We start from the raw sequence: 17,831 nt of genomic DNA on the forward strand, positions 1-17,831 counted from the left end.
TATTCCAAAATCTCTAGTGATCGTTGCTTTCATTTCTGAAAGCGGATGCAAAATTATAAACTATTTTTAAACTGACAAAACTTTTTTAAGTTTTTTTTTAATTTTTATTTTCACATCTCAAACCCTTTAAAAGAACTTCGTTTCATTTCTGAAAGCGGATGCAAAACTATAAACTTTTTTTAATCTGACAAAACTTTTTTAAGTTTTTTTTCGCCTGTTTTAATTTAAATTTTACAACCAAAAAATCAATGAACTCCGTGTCAAAAACGGACTGCAAATATAGAAACTTTAATCTCATTCCCGCAAGTAAAATCTTAATTATTTTTTAACCCTAATTTTACTCTTTTTTCACAATCTGTTAATGAACTTACACAAACTCTAAACTGCGTTTTTCCGTTTGCGGGTGCAAAACTACACCCTCTTTTTAATCTACACAAACTTTTTCCAATAAAAATTTAAAAAAAAACAAAACAAAACAATAATTCCCTCTAAAACAAAACAATATAAATCATAAAAGAAGCACTACTTAAACTAATTACTCCTTGACTTCATCCCAAATAAAAAACGCAGCACTTTAATTCGAGATATTAAAAACATATAAAAAAACAATAAAACTAATAAGGAAACACTAAAAAGAGATATAATTTTGATTGTGATTGAAACATTAAACTTAATAATATAATACCCAAATACAATAATTATAGTTTGATGTAGTAAATAAAATGGGTAAACAGCTTCATTAAGTTTAATCAATAATTTACTTTTTTTATTTAGTAAGACTTGGCTATAACCTAATATTGTTATAATTGTTGACCAAGATAACAAGGTGCAAACGAGATACCACAGTCTCCATCTATTAGATAAAGTAACATATGGCTTTATAAATTCACTAGGCAAAAAGTAATAAGCGTAAAATAATAATGAGAAAATTATAGTGAGTTTGAAGTTTAATTTTCTTTTATTTAATAATAAACTCCATAATTGATCTACATTAGAAATTAGAATCCCGCTGAAAAAAAAGAAACCAAAGTAAAATGTAGTAGATAAATTAAAAAAACTTTTAGAATCACTTGGAAAAAACTCTTTCGTTATTATTCTAATAGCAATTAAAAATATCCCCCAAAACATTATACCATACTTATCAGTTTTAATTCTTATCCATTTTTTAAAGTTTTTGCTCTTATTCGATTTTATAAAAATCACGAAAGGAATAAAAAAAATCGACATCAATAAAAGATTTTCAATAAACCATAAATGATTAACTTTTAGTTTCGATACTAAAACAGGATAAGAAGAAAAATAACTTTTATATTTTGATGTGTTTTCAAAAAATGTTTGAGGTGGTATTAAAAATAATATACCAAAGACTAAAGGAATTAAAAGCCTAAGCAATCTTTCTTTTATAAAAGAAATCCAATTTCTCTTTGAAAAGGCAAATACAGTTCCTACTCCTGAGATAAAAAATAAAAGAGGTAATCTGAATTGTTCAAAATACACCATAATATCATCTAACAATTTACTATGAGTATTATTCATAATATGGAAATTATCTCCATTGAAAGGCATTAGAACGTGATGTAGAAACACTGCAAAAACAGAAATAACTCGTAACCAATCTAAATCGTATCGTCTTTGTTTTATCATTATTAGTCGTTAAATTTTTCACGAAACTAATTTCAAGAAAACAATTATTGATTAATTATTATGAGTTTGGGACGAGTAACATAGTAAATGTTATCAATAACTTATAGATTTTGATTTTTAAACTTGTATTCGAATTCGGGTATTAATTTTCTTGACACAGGTATATACTCTTTATCATTAATCCAAAGTTGTAATCCTTGTGAATTACCTATCACTTTTTTTATAACTTTTAAGTTAATGATATATGATCTGTGTACACGGCAAATATTAGCACAATCAGACAATTGTTTTTCAAAACTTTTAATTGTGATCCTTTTTAATAACACTAGATTATCTTCTAAATAGATTTCTAGATAATTTTTATCTGATTTTGCATAAAGGAAATTATTCAGATTAAGAGTAAAATCATCTGATTATGACCTGAGTTTTTATTTCAATATGTTTCTCAACTTCATTTAGAGTTGCATTTAAAGTTGAATCTAAATCTTTGCTCTTCTTTATATAGATATTTTTTAGTCTTTCGATATTAATTGATGTTATAACAAAAATCAAGAGTCCGCCTACTAAAATAGTATTCCTAATTTCTTCAACTAAATATTTAAATGACCAATTATCATCTTTTAAGTAAATAATGTCTCTGATTAAAAACTGAGAAACTCCAATAGTTAATAAAACTAGAAAGAAAAAAGAGAATTCATTTTTGAGTATCCAATCATTCTTATTATCTCTAAAAAAATTCAAAACTATGACTGAAGACATAAAAACAGTGAATGATACTGCAGAATGGGTAATAGATATAGATAGGAAACTAAATTTTAACTCTTCATAATTGACATCAAAAGGTTCGAATAAAATTGAGAATAAAGTAGAAAGAACAAAAACTAGTATTGAAATTAAGATAGCAGTTTTTATGTCGTAGTAAAATGGATAAGAAAGATTGAAATATTTTCTCAATATGTTTTTTTTGCAAAATAAAAAAAGGCACACAAACTTATACAAGTTGTGCACCTTTTTATTATTTGATAAACTGATAAATTCTACCAGCTTGCTTTTTTTACACCAGGAATTAAACCTTGGTTAGCCATTTCACGGAAAGTAACACGTGAAATACCAAACTGACGCATATATCCTTTTGGACGTCCAGTTAATTTACAACGATTGTGCATTCTAACTGGTGAAGCGTTCTTAGGTAACTTTTGTAATGCTTCGTAATCTCCAGCTTCTTTTAAAGCCTTTCTTTTTTCAGCATACTTAGCTACAGTTTTAGCTCTTTTACGCTCACGCGCTTTCATTGATTCTTTAGCCATCTTTTAATTCTTTTTAAATGGTAAACCTAATTCTCCTAATAATGATTTAGCTTCTTTATCAGTTTGTGCAGATGTTACAAAAGTAATATCCATACCACTAATTTTCTTCACTTGATCAATATTAATCTCTGGGTAGATGATTTGCTCAGTAATACCTAAGTTGTAATTACCTCTACCATCAAAACCATTTGCTTTAATTCCATCAAAATCTCTTACACGAGGTAAAGATGCAGTAACTAAACGATCTAAAAATTCGTACATGATATCTCCTCTTAACGTAACCTTAGCACCGATTGGCATACCTTTACGTAATTTGAAGTTTGCAACGTCTTTCTTAGAAACAGTTGGAACTGCTTTCTGACCTGTTATTGAAGTTAATTCTTCAATTGCATAATCAATTAATTTCTTATCAGCAATAGCAGCACCTACACCTTTACTTACAACTATCTTTTGTAATTTAGGCACCTGCATTACGTTTTTATATCCGAACTCATCAGTTAGAGCTTTCATCACTCTAGCTTTGTATTCCTCTTTTAATCTTGGTACGTAACTCATGATTATATTGCTTTTTTAGTTTTTTTAGAGATTCTAGTTTTAGTATCTCCTTCAACTTTATAACCTACTCTTACAGTTTCACCGTTCTCTACTAAAGCAACGTTTGAAATGTGTAATGGAGCTTCTTGCTTTACGATACCTCCTTGAGGGTTAGCAGCGTTTGGCTTAGTATGCTTAGAAACCATATTTACACCTTCTACTACTACTCTATCCTTATCTTTTAAGATACGTAAAACTTTTCCTTCAGATCCTTTGTGATCTCCTGCGATAACTTTAACAGTATCTCCTGATTTAATTTTAAATTTCTTCATCTTAAAATCTGATTTTATAACACCTCAGGTGCTAATGATACTATTTTCATAAATTGTTTCTCACGTAATTCACGAGCCACAGGACCGAATACACGTGTTCCTCTCATTTCCTCAGAAGGGTTTAAAAGTACACAAGCATTGTCATCAAATCTGATATATGATCCGTCTTTACGTCTAACTTCTTTCTTAGTACGAACAACAACTGCACGAGAAACTTGTCCTTTCTTTACAGTTCCGTTTGGAGTTGCAGACTTAACAGTAACAACTATTTTATCTCCAACGCTAGCGTAACGCTTTTTTGTTCCTCCTAAAACTCTAATCACTAAAACTTCTTTAGCTCCAGTGTTGTCTGCTACTTTTAATCTTGATTCTGTTTGTAACATATTATTTAGCTCTTTCTAGGATTTCTACTAATCTCCAACGCTTAGATTTACTTAATGGACGAGTTTCCATTATTTTAACTGTATCTCCAATGTTGCAATCGTTATTCTCGTCATGTGCAACGTACTTCTTAGTCTTTAATACGAACTTTCCGTACATTGGGTGCTTTACTCTTTTTACCTCGCTAACTACGATAGACTTCTCCATCTTGTTGCTTGATACAACACCTATTCTCTCTTTTCTAAGATTTCTTTTTTCCATCTTTAAAACTGACTAGAATTTATTGTAATTCTCTTTTAGTTAACTCTGTAGCAATTCTTGCTACAGTTCTTCTTAAGGTTTTTAACTGCAAAGGATTTTCCAATGGAGTTATAGCGTGAGCCATCTTAAGATCAGTATAGTTTTTCTTCAACGCTCCAAGCTTACCTTGTAAGTCAGCTGTTGATAATTCTTTTACTTCTGATTGTTTCATGATATATTAGAATTAAGCGTTATAATCAAAATCTCTTGCAATGATAAACTTTGTTTTCACTGGAAGTTTTTGTGCAGCTAAGCGTAATGCTTCTTTAGCTACTTCCATTGGTACTCCACCAACTTCAAATAATATTCTTCCTGGCTTAACAACAGCAACAAAATGATCAGGTGCACCTTTACCTTTACCCATACGTACCTCTAACGGTTTCTTTGTTATTGGCTTGTCTGGGAAAATTTTAATCCAAAGTTGTCCCTCTCTTTTCATGTAACGAGTTGCCGCGATACGAGCAGCTTCTATTTGACGAGAAGTAAGTAAGTTCTGATCTAAGGATTTGATACCAAACATTCCGTTTGATAATTGAGTTCCTCTTCCAGAGTTTCCACTCATATTACCTTTACCCTTCTGAACTCTACGAAATTTTACTCTTTTTGGCTGTAACATCTCAAATTTCTTTTAAAATTATTTTCTTCTGCGAGGTTGACGTCTACCACCTCCACCTTTGTTGTTCGAATTACCTTTTTGCTTAGATAATCCAACTAACGGAGATAATTCACGTTTTCCATAAACCTCACCTTTCATGATCCATACTTTCACACCGATTCTTCCGTATGTAGTATGCGCTTCAACAAGTGAATAATCGATATCTGCTCTAAAAGTAGATAAAGGAATTCTTCCTTCTTTATAGTGTTCAGAACGCGCCATTTCAGCTCCGTTTAAACGACCAGAAAGTTGTACTTTAATACCTTCTGCGTTCATACGCATTGCAGCCGCGATAGCCATTTTAGTAGCACGTTTATATGAAATTCTATTTTCAATTTGACGAGCAATACTAGCTGCAACTAAGTTTGCATCTAATTCTGGACGCTTAATTTCGAAAATGTTAATTTGAACTTCTTTTCCTGTAATCTTCTTAAGCTCTTCTTTTAACTTGTCTACCTCTTGACCTCCTTTACCAATAATGATACCTGGACGTGCAGTAGTGATAGTAACGGTTACAAGTTTTAAAGTACGCTCGATGATAATACGAGAAACACTTGCTTTAGATAATCTGGCTTTTAAATACCTTCTTATCTTGTCATCTTCAGCAATTTTATCACCGTAGTCATTTCCACCATACCAGTTAGATTCCCATCCTCTGATGATTCCTAAACGATTTCCTATTGGATTTGTTTTTTGTCCCATTTCTACTAATGATTAATTACTGTTATTTTTAGTTCCTAACTCTAAAGTTACGTGATTAGAACGCTTACGAATTCTATGAGCACGACCTTGTGGAGCTGGTCTTAATCTCTTTAACATTCCTGCGCTATCTACATAAATAGACTGTACGAATAATCCAGCATCCTCGATACTTGCATCTTCATTCTTCGCTTGCCAGTTAGCAATTGCAGATAATAATAACTTTTCTAAGTTACGAGATGCTTCTTTTGGACTGAATTTTAAGATTTGTAAAGCTTTTTCAACTTCAACACCTCTAATTTGATCCGCTACTAAACGCATTTTTCTTGGTGATGTAGGACAGTTTGTAAGCTTAGCGATAGCTCTTTGCTTCTTAGCTTCTTTTAACTGTTCTGCCATGTTATGTTTACGACTTCCCATATCCTACTTATTTTTTTCCTTTATTTTTAGCACCTGCGTGTCCACGGAATGAACGCGTTGGTGAAAATTCGCCTAACTTATGACCTACCATGTTTTCAGTAACGTAAACAGGTACAAACTGACGTCCGTTATGAACAGCAATCGTTTGTCCAACAAAATCAGGAGTAATCATACTAGCTCTAGACCAAGTTTTGATTACAGATTTCTTACCTGATTCAACGTTAGCTAACACTTTTCTTTCTAATTTGTAGTGAACGTAAGGTCCTTTTTTTAATGATCTTGCCATGATTTATTATTTCTTTCTACGTTCGATAATATACTTATTACTAGCCTTAGTCTTAGATCTAGTCTTATATCCTTTAGCTGGGATACCATTCTTAGATCTTGGATGTCCTCCAGAAGAACGTCCTTCACCACCACCCATTGGGTGATCAACTGGGTTCTTTCTAACTGCATTAGTTCTTGGTCTTCTACCTAACCATCTAGACCTACCAGCTTTACCAGAAACGATTAACTGATGATCTGAATTAGATACAACTCCAATAGTAGCTAAACAAGTTTGTAAGATTAATCTTGTTTCTCCAGAAGGTAACTTAACTGTAGCATATTTTCCATCTCTTGCCATTAACTGAGCAAAAGATCCAGCAGAACGAGCCATTACAGCTCCTTGACCTGGACGTAATTCGATACAAGAAATAGTTGTTCCTAAAGGAATATCACTTAAGAACATAGCGTTACCAACATCTGGTGTAGCTTCTTTTCCTGAAACGATAGTTTGTCCTACTTTTAATCCGTTTTGTGCAATCACATAACGCTTTTCTCCATCAGCATATTGAACTAAAGCGATAAACGCTGTACGGTTTGGATCGTACTCAATAGTTAATACTGTTGCAGGATCGTTATATCTATTTCTTTTGAAATCGATAATACGATATCTTCTCTTATGACCTCCACCTCTGTTAGGAGTAGTCATACGACCCTGATTGTTTCGACCTCCAGTTCTTTTTCTCGGTGCCAATAATGACTTTTCCGGCTTATCAGTAGTGATGGTGTCGAACCCATTCACAACTCTAAAACGCTGACCTGGTGTTATTGGTTTTAATTTTCTAACTGACATTTGTCTTGCTTATTCTTATAGATTGTTATAAAAATCAATTTCGCCTTCTGCTAACTGAACAACCGCTTTTTTATAACCGCTTGTTAAACCAGAAACTAAACCTTTTTTAGTATACTTAGTTTTTCTTAATGCTGGGTGATTTAAAGTTCTCACCTTTTCAACTGTTACTCCGTAAGCAGCTTCAACAGCATCTTTGATTTGAATTTTGTTAGCTTTCTTGTTTACAACAAAAGTGTAACGATTGAATCTTTCGCTATCGTTTGTTGCTTTTTCCGTAATAATAGGTTTTATTAAAATACTCATATCTGAAAATCCTATTTACTTAAGTTAGATTCAATTCCTTCTAAAGTACTTTCAGCAATAACTACTTTACCTGCGTTTAAAACGTTGTAAGTATTTATTCCTGTAGCACTTACTACTTTAGAATTCTTTAAGTTACGAGATGATAAGTAAACATTTTTACTTTCAGTTCCTAACACGAATAAAGATTTTTTAGTATCTAATTCTAAAGCTTTTAATACATTAACAAATTCTTTAGTCTTTGGAGTTTCGAAATTGAAATCTTCAACTACTACTAAATTGCTATCTTTTGCTTGAATACTTAAAGCTGATTTACGAGCTAAACGCTTTAAGTTTTTGTTTAATTTGAAAGAATAATTTCTTGGTCTTGGTCCGAAGATACGTCCTCCACCTCTGAATACAGGAGACTTGATACTACCAGCACGAGCTGTACCTGTTCCTTTTTGTTTTTTAATCTTTCTTGTACTTCCTGCAATCTCACCTCTCTCTTTAGATTTGTGAGTACCTTGTCTTTGATTAGCCAAATATTGCTTTACATCTAAGTAAATTGCATGATCGTTTGGCTCTATTCCGAATACTTCGTTAGAAAGTTCAACTTTTCTACCAGTATCTTTTCCTGTAATATCTAATACTGCTACCTTCATTACTTCTCAATAATTACATAAGAGTTTTTATGACCTGGAATAGCACCTTTTATTACTAAAAGATTCTTTTCTGGAACCACTTTTAATACTCTTAAATTTTGAACTTTAACTTTTTCGCCTCCCATACGTCCTGCCATACGCATTCCTTTGAATACTCTTGCAGGATAAGAAGCAGCACCAATAGAACCTGGCGCTCTTAAACGGTTATGTTGACCGTGAGTTGCTTGTCCAACACCACCAAATCCGTGACGTTTAACAACCCCTTGAAAACCTTTACCTTTAGAAGTTCCCGAAACATCCACGAACTCTCCTTCAGCAAAGTGCTCAACTGTAATTGAGTCACCCAATTTAAACTCTCCTTCGAAACCTTGGAACTCAACGACTTTTTTCTTAGCAACGGTACCTGCTTTCTGAAAGTGACCGTCTAAAGCTTTATTAGAGCTTTTTGCCTTTTTGTCATCGAAACCAAGTTGTAAAGCATTGTAGCCATCAACCTCTTCGGTTCTGACTTGGGTAACTACGCAAGGACCTGCTTCGATCACAGTACATGGGATATTCTTCCCATTCTCGTCGAATAAGCTGGTCATTCCGATTTTTTTTCCTATTAACCCAGACATATCTGTTAATTTTAAGACGATTAGATTTTTAATTTATCCAGCGCGTCTATTCATAAATATTTATTTGAAACAAAAGTTTCTAGTCTTTAAAATTCCACTCAAAAAAAAAGAGCGTAAAACACGATTTTAGCTCTTAACTTATTGTGTTCTACCGTTTTTCCTTCGCGAAACCCTCCGGACATGTTATCAAAATATCGTGTAAAAAACTGATTAACACTCAATTTCGGACTGCGAAAGTATAAAAAAACAAACACATAACCAAAATAATTTCAATTATTTAAATGATTTCATGATAGTTAGGTTCTCTTTTCTTTTATTATCTAATAACATCTCAATTTATATATTAAAACAAATTTCATTGTTATCTAGTTAACTCTTTTCAATCAAATCTGTAATTACAACAAAAAAGGCTTTTACAAAATTGTAAAAGCCTTTTCTTTATTAAGCACTAAATATACTTATACTTTGATCTCTACCTCAACTCCACTAGGTAACTCAAGCTTCATTAAAGCATCAATAGTCTTAGAAGAAGAACTATAAATGTCTAATAAACGCTTGTAAGCAGATAATTGAAATTGCTCTCTCGATTTTTTGTTTACGTGTGGTGAACGTAATACTGTAAAAATCTTTTTATGAGTTGGTAAAGGGATTGGTCCGTTTACTACCGCTCCTGTACTTTTTACTGTCTTAACGATTTTCTCAGCTGATTTATCAACTAAATTATAATCGTAAGATTTTAATTTTATTCTAATTTTTTGACTCATCTTAATTAACCTTTTGCATTAGCGATAACTTCTTCTGAAATATTAGAAGGAGTTTCAGCATAGTGTGAAAATTCCATTGTAGAAGTTGCTCTACCAGAAGACATAGTTCTTAAAGCTGTTACATAACCGAACATTTCAGATAACGGCACAGTAGCTTTTACAACTTTTGAACCTGCTCTATCAGACATATCTGATACTTGTCCACGTCTTCTATTTAAATCTCCTACGATATCTCCCATGTTTTCCTCAGGAGTTAACACTTCTAACTTCATTATAGGCTCCATAATCTTAGCTTTTGCAGCTTTTGCAGCAGCTTTGTAACCCATTTTAGCAGCTAGTTCGAATGATAATTGATCAGAATCTACAGGGTGGAAAGATCCATCTATTAAAGTCACCTTCATCGAATCCATCTCGTATCCTGCTAAAGGACCATTCTTCATTGCTTCTTTGAAACCTTTCTCTACTGAAGGAACAAATTCTTTAGGTACGTTTCCTCCTTTTATAACAGATTCGAAAACTAAACCTTGAGTTCCTTCTTCAGCTGGCTCCATTTTAAATACGATATCAGCAAACTTACCACGTCCACCAGATTGTTTTTTATAAACTTCTCTGTGTTCTGCAGCAGCTGTGATAGCTTCTTTATATTCTACCTGAGGTTGCCCCTCATTAACTTCTACTTTAAACTCACGCTTTAAACGATCTACAATAATATCTAAGTGTAACTCACCCATTCCAGATATAATAGTTTGACCTGAAGCTTCATCTGTTCTTACTGTAAACGTTGGATCTTCTTCAGCTAATTTACCTAAAGCTAATCCTAATTTATCTACATCTGCTTTAGTTTTAGGCTCTACCGCGATACCGATTACTGGATCAGGGAAGTCCATAGATTCTAAAACGATTGGATTCTTCTCATCTGATAATGTATCACCAGTTTTGATAGATTTAAATCCTACAGCAGCTCCAATATCTCCAGCTTCAATAAACTCAATTGCATTTTGCTTGTTAGAGTGCATTTGGTAGATACGTGAAATACGCTCTTTTTTACCTGAACGGTTATTTAAAACATAAGAACCTGCATCTAAACGACCAGAATAAGCACGGAAGAAAGCTAAACGACCTACGAAAGGATCTGTAGCAATTTTAAATGCTAATGCTGAGAAAGGCTCTTTTGCATCTGGCTTACGAGTAATTTCATCACCTGTATTTGGATCAGTTCCTACAATAGCATCTTTATCTACTGGTGAAGGTAAATAACGACATACTGCATCTAATAAAAACTGAACTCCTTTATTTTTAAACGCCGATCCACAAATCATAGGAATGATAGACATATCCATTACAGCAGCACGAAGAGCAGCATGCACTTCTTCTTCTGTAATAGAATTTTCATCTTCCATGAATTTCTCTAAAAGATTTTCATCGTAAGCTGCAACTTCCTCTATAAGTTTACCTCTTAATTCTGCTGCTTCTTCTTTTAAATCTTCTGGAATATCGATAACATCAAAAGTAGATCCTTGAGTTTCATCATGCCATACAATAGCACGGTTCTTTACTAAATCTACAATACCTTTAAAATCAGCTTCATCACCAATATTCATTACAATTGGCACTGCATTAGAACCTAACATATCTTTAACCTGCTGACACACTGCCATAAAGTTAGACCCCTGACGATCCATTTTGTTTACAAAACCGATACGAGGTACTTTATAGTTATCAGCTAAACGCCAGTTAGTTTCTGACTGAGGCTCAACACCATCAACTGCAGAGAATAAGAATACTAAACCATCTAATACACGTAAAGAACGGTTTACCTCTACTGTAAAGTCAACGTGACCTGGAGTATCAATGATATTGAAGTGATAACCTTTTGTATCTGAAACTGCTTTTCCATTTTCAGTTGGGAAGTTCCATGTACAAGTAGTTGCAGCCGAAGTAATTGTAATACCTCTTTCTTGCTCTTGTTCCATCCAGTCCATTGTAGCAGCACCATCATGTACTTCTCCAATTTTGTGAGAAACTCCTGTGTAATAAAGGATACGTTCTGTTGTTGTAGTTTTACCTGCATCAATGTGAGCGGCAATACCAATGTTTCGCGTGAATTTTAAATCTCTAGCCATTTTTATTAAAATCTAAAGTGTGAGAATGCCTTGTTAGCTTCAGCCATCTTGTGAGTATCAACTCTCTTTTTAACTGCAGCTCCTTCTTCTTTAGCTGCTGCTAAAATCTCAGCTGCTAAACGTTGTGCCATAGTTTTTTCATTACGCTTACGTGCATAACTTATCATCCACTTGATCGCCATTGACACTTTACGATCTGGTCGGATTTGCATTGGTATTTGGAATGTAGCACCTCCCACACGACGTGAACGAACTTCTACGTGAGGCATTACATTTGACAAACCATCTTTCCATACTTCTAAAGCTGACTTTTCTTCGTCAGTTTTCTTTTGGTCTACGATATCAATTGCATCGTAAAACACTTTGAACGCTACAGATTTTTTACCATCCCACATTAAGTTGTTTACAAAACGTGTTACTAATTGATCATTAAATCTTGGATCTGGTAATAAAATCCTTTTTTTCGCTCTTCTTTTTCTCATGTCTTTACATTAAAAAAGTTACTGAATAATTACTTTTTGTCTTTAGGGCGTTTTGCTCCATATTTAGATCTACGTTGAGTTCTTCCTTCAACACCTGCAGTATCTAATGCACCACGTACGATGTGATATTTAACCCCTGGTAAATCTTTTACCCTTCCACCTCTAACTAATACTATCGAGTGCTCTTGTAGGTTGTGCCCTTCTCCTGGGATATACGCGTTGATCTCATTACCATTTGTTAATCTAACACGAGCTACTTTACGCATAGCTGAGTTAGGTTTTTTTGGTGTTGTAGTGTATACACGCGTACAAACTCCACGTCTTTGAGGACATGCCGTCAATGCAGCCGATTTACTCTTCTTAGTTATTTTGGTTCTTCCTTTACGAACTAATTGTTGAATAGTTGGCATACTAATTAATTACTTGTTTTCGTTTGTACTTATTAATATTAATCTCTATTTTTAAGAGTGTGCAAATGTACGATTAATTTCTAATTATTCAAATATCAGCAAGTTATTTTTACATCAACACAATAAAAGATGGGGAATCTACTGATTTTAATATACTTTAGCATTTAATTTTAAATTGTGAAGCAAACACTATTTTTACTAGCATACATACTACTTGTAATCAATTCATTTGTTTTTTCTCAGGAACAAGAATTTAAATTTGTTTTTAGAAATGCTTCAGAAGAAAAATACATCCAACTCAACAAACTCAATCAAATAAAATCGAATAAGTCATTCAAAAAAACTTTAGATTCGATTTCTTATGCATTAAAATTAAAAGGATATTTCTACAACCAAATTGATTCTATTGTAGACAATAAAAAACAAAAACTTGTTTACCTCTATTTCGGAAAGAAAATTGATTCTGTAATCATAACTATACCTGACACCAACCCCACTTACTCAAATACCAGAAAAGAAATCCGCACTGAAGAACTACCTGAAGTTTTAAAAAAAATCAATTCAAGACTTGAATCACAAGGTAGACCTTTCTCCAAATCTCATTTAGAAGAAATCAAACTAATAGACAATAAAATTTACGCCACCTTAAATATTAAAGAATCCAAAAAAAGAACTCTTGATAAGATTTTAATCAAAGGATATGATAAATTCCCAAAATCCTACCTAAAGCATTTCGTAAAAGTAAAACCGAAATCAATGATCAATAAAAACTTAATAGAACAAATATCAAATAGGATTAATGCAATTCCTTTTATAAAACAAAAAAAAGAACCAGAACTTTTATTCAGCAAGGATTCTACACTACTATATATATATGTAGAAAAAACAAAAAACAGCAATTTTGACGGTCTGATAAATTTCAACTCAGAAAATTCTGATAATATAGAAATCAACGGAAACGTAAATTTAGAATTAAACAACCTATTAAACACAGGAGAACAACTACATTTGAACTGGAATGCCAACGGTAATGACAGACAAAATTTGATTTTAAAAAGTTCGATTCCTTATCTTTTCAATTCAGCTATTTCTAATGAAAGCTCTTTTGAAATATATCGCCAAGACAGTACATTTTTAAATTCTAACTTTAAAACCTCTTTCTTGTATGACATTAATAGCAGAATAAAGGCAGGAATTCAATTTGAGAATCAAGACTCAAATGAAACTTCTACAACTAACCTTAATACGCCTGATTTTTCTTCATATTTTGTTGGATTAAATTTCTCATACCGAAGTCTAAAATTAGACAAATATTTTCTTCCAAAATTATTTTTCCATTTTACTCCACTTTATGGACAAAGAGACATTAACAACGATTCTTCTAACCAAATAAAAACTGAAATAATAGCAGGCCTCACATTTGACCTAAATAACAGAAGCTCGATAGCTTTAAAAAATCACACAGGATTACTTTTTTCTCCCAATTTTTTCCTTAATGAATTATATCGAATTGGAGGAATTAATTCTATTAGAGGATTTGACCCGCAGAGTATCTTCGCTAAAAAATTCACTTTCCTAAATACAGAATACCGATTTTCAACATCTAAAGACTCATTCTTATACAGTATTGTTGATCCCGGATACTTTCAAGATATTAAAAACAACAATCTTTTTGTATTAGGTTACGGAATTGGGTATGCTTTCAAAAGAAGAAACTCCTTAATTAATCTATCTATTTCTAGCGGAATTTCAAAGATTCGCAATAATACACCTTTAAATTTATCAATCATTTTCAAAAACTACTTCTAAAAAGAAAACTTCACTTATTTTAACACCTACGGTAAGCTATTTACATTTTATTAACTCTTTTTGTTGTTTTTTTAAGTTTAATTTAAGATTTTAGCACACATTAATTCAAATAATTACATAATGAAAACAAAATTTAATGGAATTTTGACGCTGATTCTGGCGTTGCTTGTGCATGTTTCCTATGCACAAGACAAGACTATTTCCGGTAAGGTTACAGATGGTTCTGAACCACTACCAGGAGTTAGTGTTATTAAAAAAGGAACTAAAATAGGAACTGAGACAGACTTTGATGGTAAGTATGTTATTAAGGCCAAAACTGGTGATGTTCTTGTTTTCAGTTTTGTTGGTATGAAATCTATTGAAAAAGTAGTTGGTAGTGGAAGCACTGTTAATGCTATTTTAAGCGAAGACTCAAGTGTTTTAGATGAAGTTGTAGTAACTGGGGTAGCTACAGGAACTTCTAGAAAAAAATTAGGGGTTAGTGTTTCTTCTGTAAATGCAGAGAAATTAGCTGACTTAGGTACACCTTCTGTAGAACAAGCTTTACAAGGTAAAGTAGCAGGAGCTATTATCCAGTCTAATTCAGGTCAACCTGGTCAACAACAAGATATCGTATTAAGATCTATTGCGAGTTTACAAGGAACTAATCCTCTTGTATTAATTGATGGATTAGCTGTAGATACTGGAAGTTCATCTATTGGTGGTGCTTCTAACTTAAGTTCGCGTTTAGCTGATATTGATTTTTCTAACGTAGCTAGAGTCGAAGTTGTAACTGGTGCTTCTGGTGCTACAATTTACGGTGCACAGGGTGCGAATGGTGTAATTAACATCATCACTAAAAAAGGAAAATCAGGCGCTCCTAGAGTAACTTTAAATACTAGCGTTGGTTTTTCTAACGTAATCTCTAACGAAGACGCAAGAAGAACTCGTTTACATAGATATCAAACTGACACTAATGGTTTTTTAGTTGATGGTACTGGAACAAGAGTAACTCAATTAAATGCTGAATCACAGTTCTTACCTGTTGCAATCAATATAGTTGATGTTAACGGAACACAATTAGGTGCTGAAGGTATTAACAACATCCCTTATGCTGAACAAACTTTTGATGCAGTTGATGAATTATTTAATACTGCATTCAATACTACATATGGCGCTACTGTTTCTGGTGGTAGCGAAAACATCACTTATTTAGCTTCTGGTAGTAGAACTGAAAATGAAAGTGTTTTAATTAATGGAGACTATGTTAGATATAACTCTCGTTTAAAATTAGGTATTAAGTTATCTGATAAGTTAAACTTCGATACAAGAATTGATTATATTTCAAGTAGAAACACAACTGGTACAGACACTGACGCAGCTGCTGATAATAACTTAATCAATGGTGTATATCAAAATTTACCTCACGTAAATTTAAATGTAAGAAATTCTGATGGAGACTTAGTAGTTGCTCCTGATGCTACTGATCCTAACTCTACTAACCCGTTTTTCTTTAGAGATGCTCAAGTTAGACAAGATGAGATTAGCAGAACAATTACGAATTTCACTTTAAATTATGATCCATTTGATTTCTTAAATGTTAATTTAAAGTATGGTTTTGATACGTATAGTCAAACTTTCAACTTTTTCCAGAATAGAGAAGATGATCACCAACAAGCTGATCAAATCACTAATAATTCTGGTATCTTAACTGAGACTAACACAAACTTCTTTTTCCAAAACTTATTAGCAAATGCTAACTTAAAATTTGAATTAAAAGAAGGTTTACCTTTAGAATCTACAACATCAATTACATTTGACTGGAGAGATGAAGAAGCTTCTTCTACTTCTGTTCAAGGTACAGATAACCCTTTTACTGGTTTTGGATCATTTACAATAAACCAAAGTAAAACTAAAACATTAAACTCTATTGGTAACGCTACTTTTGTTCCATTTAGAACTTATGGTATTTTAGTAAACCAAAAATTAGACTTTTATGACGGTTTATTCGGAATCGGTGGTGGTTTCAGAAGTGACGTATCTAGTAGATTTGGTAATGATGTAACTGGAACTTTTGGAAGATTCAATGGATATTTCAACATTGCTGATGTTATTGAAAGTGATCCTTTACAACAACTTAAAATTAGAGCTGCATGGGGACAAGCTGGTATTCAGCCTCCGTTTGGTAGTAACTTAGAAGCTTTTGACGTTGTTACTATTGGTAACGAAGCTCCTATTTTTAGTCAAACAACTATAGGTAACACAAGTTTAGCTCCTGCTGTTAATACAGAATTAGAAGTTGGTCTTGACTACAGTATTAAGACTAACAACAAGAACTGGTTCACAAATCTTAGAGGTAGTGTAAACTACTTTACTAACGAAACTGAAGGTGCAATCTCTATTGCTGAGTTAGCTCCATCGACAGGTGCTCCTCAAATTAGAACTAATGCTTATGATTTATCAAGTGATGGTTTCGACTTCAGTTTAGACCTTGGTGTTTATGAAAGCGATAACTTTAGCTGGAATTTCGGAACAAGATTCACAAAATCTACAACTGTTTTAGATCGTATAGCTAATGGTCAAGCATTGGTTGTAGGAGATTTCTTTACTTTAGAAGAAGGTCAAGAAATTGGTTCTTTCTCTGTGTTTGATATTGTAAGAAGTATTGACCAAGAGGATTCTCAAGGAAACTTAATCATTCCTGCTGCAGATGCTAATAACTTTACTGTTGCTAGCACAGGTTATGTTGTAAATAAAAACACTGGTAAGCCAGTATTCACGCAAGAGAAAACTGCTGGAGGTAGTACTCAACCAGACTTTGTTATGTCTTTCTTTAATGATTTCAAAATCAATAAATTCTTCGAAATTTCTACTCAAGTAGATTGGTTCCAAGGAATGGATGTTTATAACAGAGCAAAACAATGGTTATATAACAATGGTTTACACCAAGAAACTTCTGTACCTGTAACTATCGAAGACCCAAGTGGAGTAGATAGAACTGGAGCTTTCGTATCTTACTACACTGGTTTATATAACACAAACGTACCAACATCTCACTTTATTGAAGATGCTTCATTTATTAGATTACGTAATGTAAGTTTCAAATTTAAATTAAACGATTTAGTTAAATTTAAGAATGTACAAGATATTACATTAACATTATCTGGTAGAAACTTAGTTACAATTACTGACTATACTGGTTTAGATCCTGAAGCTGCGAGAAATTTTGGAAATCCATTCCAAAGAGGTTTTGATGAATTTACTCATCCAAACACTAAGAGTTATAATTTAGGTTTAAAAGTAACTTTCTAAAA

The 17,831-nt window shown here is 32.7% G+C and carries 23 protein-coding genes; 2 read left to right on the forward strand and 21 right to left on the reverse strand.

Translation table 11 applies throughout. The features are described from left to right. Positions 1–531 precede the first annotated feature (531 nt). The 21 genes from AQ1685_RS16700 to rpsL form a co-directional block, all read right to left on the reverse strand. Complete coding sequence (locus AQ1685_RS16700) at positions 532–1,644, reverse strand: acyltransferase family protein (protein WP_095074018.1); 1,113 nt, start codon at positions 1,642–1,644, stop codon at positions 532–534. A gap of 101 nt (positions 1,645–1,745) precedes the next feature. Further along, a complete protein-coding gene (locus AQ1685_RS20655; protein ID WP_095074020.1) occupies positions 1,746–2,036 on the reverse strand; it encodes a LytR/AlgR family response regulator transcription factor in 291 nt (96 codons plus the stop codon). A gap of 13 nt (positions 2,037–2,049) precedes the next feature. Continuing rightward, positions 2,050–2,598: a hypothetical protein gene (locus AQ1685_RS16710; protein WP_095074021.1), complete on the reverse strand. Its 549-nt coding sequence runs from the start codon at positions 2,596–2,598 to the stop codon at positions 2,050–2,052. An 83-nt stretch (positions 2,599–2,681) separates the two neighbouring features. Next, positions 2,682–2,951, reverse strand: coding sequence for a 30S ribosomal protein S14 (gene rpsN, locus AQ1685_RS16715; RefSeq protein ID WP_068363324.1), 270 nt, complete (start codon positions 2,949–2,951; stop codon positions 2,682–2,684). A gap of 3 nt (positions 2,952–2,954) precedes the next feature. Continuing rightward, a complete protein-coding gene (gene rplE, locus AQ1685_RS16720; protein ID WP_095074022.1) occupies positions 2,955–3,506 on the reverse strand; it encodes a 50S ribosomal protein L5 in 552 nt (183 codons plus the stop codon). Between the two features lie 2 nt (positions 3,507–3,508). Continuing rightward, on the reverse strand, positions 3,509–3,817 hold the full coding sequence (rplX, locus tag AQ1685_RS16725; protein WP_095074024.1) for a 50S ribosomal protein L24: 309 nt from the start codon (positions 3,815–3,817) through the stop codon (positions 3,509–3,511). Between the two features lie 14 nt (positions 3,818–3,831). After that, the gene (rplN, locus tag AQ1685_RS16730) at positions 3,832–4,200 is read right to left on the reverse strand and encodes a 50S ribosomal protein L14 (protein ID WP_028890735.1); all 369 of its coding nucleotides are present in this window, start codon (positions 4,198–4,200) and stop codon (positions 3,832–3,834) included. Between the two features lies 1 nt (position 4,201). Beyond that, complete coding sequence (gene rpsQ / locus AQ1685_RS16735; protein ID WP_075342609.1) at positions 4,202–4,459, reverse strand: 30S ribosomal protein S17; 258 nt, start codon at positions 4,457–4,459, stop codon at positions 4,202–4,204. A 19-nt stretch (positions 4,460–4,478) separates the two neighbouring features. Beyond that, positions 4,479–4,670, reverse strand: a complete 192-nt coding sequence (gene rpmC / locus AQ1685_RS16740) for a 50S ribosomal protein L29 (protein WP_095074025.1) — start codon at positions 4,668–4,670, stop codon at positions 4,479–4,481. Positions 4,671–4,682: 12 nt separating this feature from the next. After that, entirely contained in the window at positions 4,683–5,114 is a 432-nt protein-coding gene (gene rplP, locus AQ1685_RS16745; protein WP_075342607.1) for a 50S ribosomal protein L16, read from the reverse strand. Positions 5,115–5,132: 18 nt separating this feature from the next. Continuing rightward, the gene (rpsC, locus tag AQ1685_RS16750) at positions 5,133–5,855 is read right to left on the reverse strand and encodes a 30S ribosomal protein S3 (RefSeq protein ID WP_095074026.1); all 723 of its coding nucleotides are present in this window, start codon (positions 5,853–5,855) and stop codon (positions 5,133–5,135) included. A gap of 12 nt (positions 5,856–5,867) precedes the next feature. Continuing rightward, complete coding sequence (gene rplV / locus AQ1685_RS16755) at positions 5,868–6,272, reverse strand: 50S ribosomal protein L22 (RefSeq protein ID WP_095074028.1); 405 nt, start codon at positions 6,270–6,272, stop codon at positions 5,868–5,870. A 7-nt stretch (positions 6,273–6,279) separates the two neighbouring features. Continuing rightward, positions 6,280–6,558, reverse strand: coding sequence for a 30S ribosomal protein S19 (gene rpsS, locus AQ1685_RS16760; protein WP_075342604.1), 279 nt, complete (start codon positions 6,556–6,558; stop codon positions 6,280–6,282). A 6-nt stretch (positions 6,559–6,564) separates the two neighbouring features. After that, positions 6,565–7,389, reverse strand: coding sequence for a 50S ribosomal protein L2 (rplB, locus tag AQ1685_RS16765; protein ID WP_095074029.1), 825 nt, complete (start codon positions 7,387–7,389; stop codon positions 6,565–6,567). Positions 7,390–7,404: 15 nt separating this feature from the next. Next, complete coding sequence (gene rplW, locus AQ1685_RS16770; RefSeq protein WP_095074030.1) at positions 7,405–7,692, reverse strand: 50S ribosomal protein L23; 288 nt, start codon at positions 7,690–7,692, stop codon at positions 7,405–7,407. An 11-nt stretch (positions 7,693–7,703) separates the two neighbouring features. Then, on the reverse strand, positions 7,704–8,333 hold the full coding sequence (gene rplD / locus AQ1685_RS16775; protein ID WP_095074032.1) for a 50S ribosomal protein L4: 630 nt from the start codon (positions 8,331–8,333) through the stop codon (positions 7,704–7,706). Next, positions 8,333–8,950, reverse strand: coding sequence for a 50S ribosomal protein L3 (rplC, locus tag AQ1685_RS16780; protein WP_095074033.1), 618 nt, complete (start codon positions 8,948–8,950; stop codon positions 8,333–8,335). Before rplC ends, rplD begins: the two co-directional genes overlap by 1 nt. 458 nt (positions 8,951–9,408) lie before the next feature. Continuing rightward, positions 9,409–9,714 (reverse strand): 30S ribosomal protein S10, encoded by a 306-nt coding sequence (rpsJ, locus tag AQ1685_RS16785; RefSeq protein WP_075342599.1) that lies wholly within the window; start codon positions 9,712–9,714, stop codon positions 9,409–9,411. A gap of 5 nt (positions 9,715–9,719) precedes the next feature. Continuing rightward, positions 9,720–11,837 (reverse strand): elongation factor G, encoded by a 2,118-nt coding sequence (gene fusA, locus AQ1685_RS16790; RefSeq protein ID WP_095074034.1) that lies wholly within the window; start codon positions 11,835–11,837, stop codon positions 9,720–9,722. Positions 11,838–11,842: 5 nt separating this feature from the next. Beyond that, positions 11,843–12,319, reverse strand: a complete 477-nt coding sequence (rpsG, locus tag AQ1685_RS16795; protein ID WP_095074036.1) for a 30S ribosomal protein S7 — start codon at positions 12,317–12,319, stop codon at positions 11,843–11,845. A gap of 29 nt (positions 12,320–12,348) precedes the next feature. Continuing rightward, positions 12,349–12,729, reverse strand: a complete 381-nt coding sequence (rpsL, locus tag AQ1685_RS16800; protein ID WP_075342596.1) for a 30S ribosomal protein S12 — start codon at positions 12,727–12,729, stop codon at positions 12,349–12,351. A 177-nt stretch (positions 12,730–12,906) separates the two neighbouring features. On the opposite strand from rpsL, the gene AQ1685_RS16805 reads away from it, so the two are divergent. Both AQ1685_RS16805 and AQ1685_RS16810 read left to right on the forward strand, forming a co-directional pair. Continuing rightward, complete coding sequence (locus AQ1685_RS16805; protein WP_095074037.1) at positions 12,907–14,538, forward strand: BamA/TamA family outer membrane protein; 1,632 nt, start codon at positions 12,907–12,909, stop codon at positions 14,536–14,538. Between the two features lie 120 nt (positions 14,539–14,658). Continuing rightward, positions 14,659–17,829 carry a SusC/RagA family TonB-linked outer membrane protein gene (locus tag AQ1685_RS16810; protein WP_095074039.1) on the forward strand — a complete coding sequence of 1,057 codons (3,171 nt, stop codon included), beginning with the start codon at positions 14,659–14,661 and terminating at the stop codon, positions 17,827–17,829. Positions 17,830–17,831 lie beyond the last annotated feature (2 nt).

The sequence above is a fragment of the Tenacibaculum jejuense genome (assembly GCF_900198195.1).
GTDB classification, from domain to species: Bacteria; Bacteroidota; Bacteroidia; order Flavobacteriales; family Flavobacteriaceae; genus Polaribacter; species Polaribacter jejuensis.

What these genes read in the sequence shown, in the direction of transcription:
- AQ1685_RS16700 (WP_095074018.1), bottom strand. Translation starts at nt 1,644, where the DNA reads ATGATAAAACAAAGACGATACGATTTAGATTGGTTACGAGTTATTTCT.
- rpsN (WP_068363324.1), bottom strand. Translation starts at nt 2,951, where the DNA reads ATGGCTAAAGAATCAATGAAAGCGCGTGAGCGTAAAAGAGCTAAAACT.
- rplE (WP_095074022.1), bottom strand. Translation starts at nt 3,506, where the DNA reads ATGAGTTACGTACCAAGATTAAAAGAGGAATACAAAGCTAGAGTGATG.
- rplX (WP_095074024.1), bottom strand. Translation starts at nt 3,817, where the DNA reads ATGAAGAAATTTAAAATTAAATCAGGAGATACTGTTAAAGTTATCGCA.
- rplN (WP_028890735.1), bottom strand. Translation starts at nt 4,200, where the DNA reads ATGTTACAAACAGAATCAAGATTAAAAGTAGCAGACAACACTGGAGCT.
- rpsQ (WP_075342609.1), bottom strand. Translation starts at nt 4,459, where the DNA reads ATGGAAAAAAGAAATCTTAGAAAAGAGAGAATAGGTGTTGTATCAAGC.
- rpmC (WP_095074025.1), bottom strand. Translation starts at nt 4,670, where the DNA reads ATGAAACAATCAGAAGTAAAAGAATTATCAACAGCTGACTTACAAGGT.
- rplP (WP_075342607.1), bottom strand. Translation starts at nt 5,114, where the DNA reads ATGTTACAGCCAAAAAGAGTAAAATTTCGTAGAGTTCAGAAGGGTAAA.
- rpsC (WP_095074026.1), bottom strand. Translation starts at nt 5,855, where the DNA reads ATGGGACAAAAAACAAATCCAATAGGAAATCGTTTAGGAATCATCAGA.
- rplV (WP_095074028.1), bottom strand. Translation starts at nt 6,272, where the DNA reads ATGGGAAGTCGTAAACATAACATGGCAGAACAGTTAAAAGAAGCTAAG.
- rpsS (WP_075342604.1), bottom strand. Translation starts at nt 6,558, where the DNA reads ATGGCAAGATCATTAAAAAAAGGACCTTACGTTCACTACAAATTAGAA.
- rplB (WP_095074029.1), bottom strand. Translation starts at nt 7,389, where the DNA reads ATGTCAGTTAGAAAATTAAAACCAATAACACCAGGTCAGCGTTTTAGA.
- rplW (WP_095074030.1), bottom strand. Translation starts at nt 7,692, where the DNA reads ATGAGTATTTTAATAAAACCTATTATTACGGAAAAAGCAACAAACGAT.
- rplD (WP_095074032.1), bottom strand. Translation starts at nt 8,333, where the DNA reads ATGAAGGTAGCAGTATTAGATATTACAGGAAAAGATACTGGTAGAAAA.
- rplC (WP_095074033.1), bottom strand. Translation starts at nt 8,950, where the DNA reads ATGTCTGGGTTAATAGGAAAAAAAATCGGAATGACCAGCTTATTCGAC.
- rpsJ (WP_075342599.1), bottom strand. Translation starts at nt 9,714, where the DNA reads ATGAGTCAAAAAATTAGAATAAAATTAAAATCTTACGATTATAATTTA.
- fusA (WP_095074034.1), bottom strand. Translation starts at nt 11,837, where the DNA reads ATGGCTAGAGATTTAAAATTCACGCGAAACATTGGTATTGCCGCTCAC.
- rpsG (WP_095074036.1), bottom strand. Translation starts at nt 12,319, where the DNA reads ATGAGAAAAAGAAGAGCGAAAAAAAGGATTTTATTACCAGATCCAAGA.
- rpsL (WP_075342596.1), bottom strand. Translation starts at nt 12,729, where the DNA reads ATGCCAACTATTCAACAATTAGTTCGTAAAGGAAGAACCAAAATAACT.
- AQ1685_RS16810 (WP_095074039.1), top strand. Translation starts at nt 14,659, where the DNA reads ATGAAAACAAAATTTAATGGAATTTTGACGCTGATTCTGGCGTTGCTT.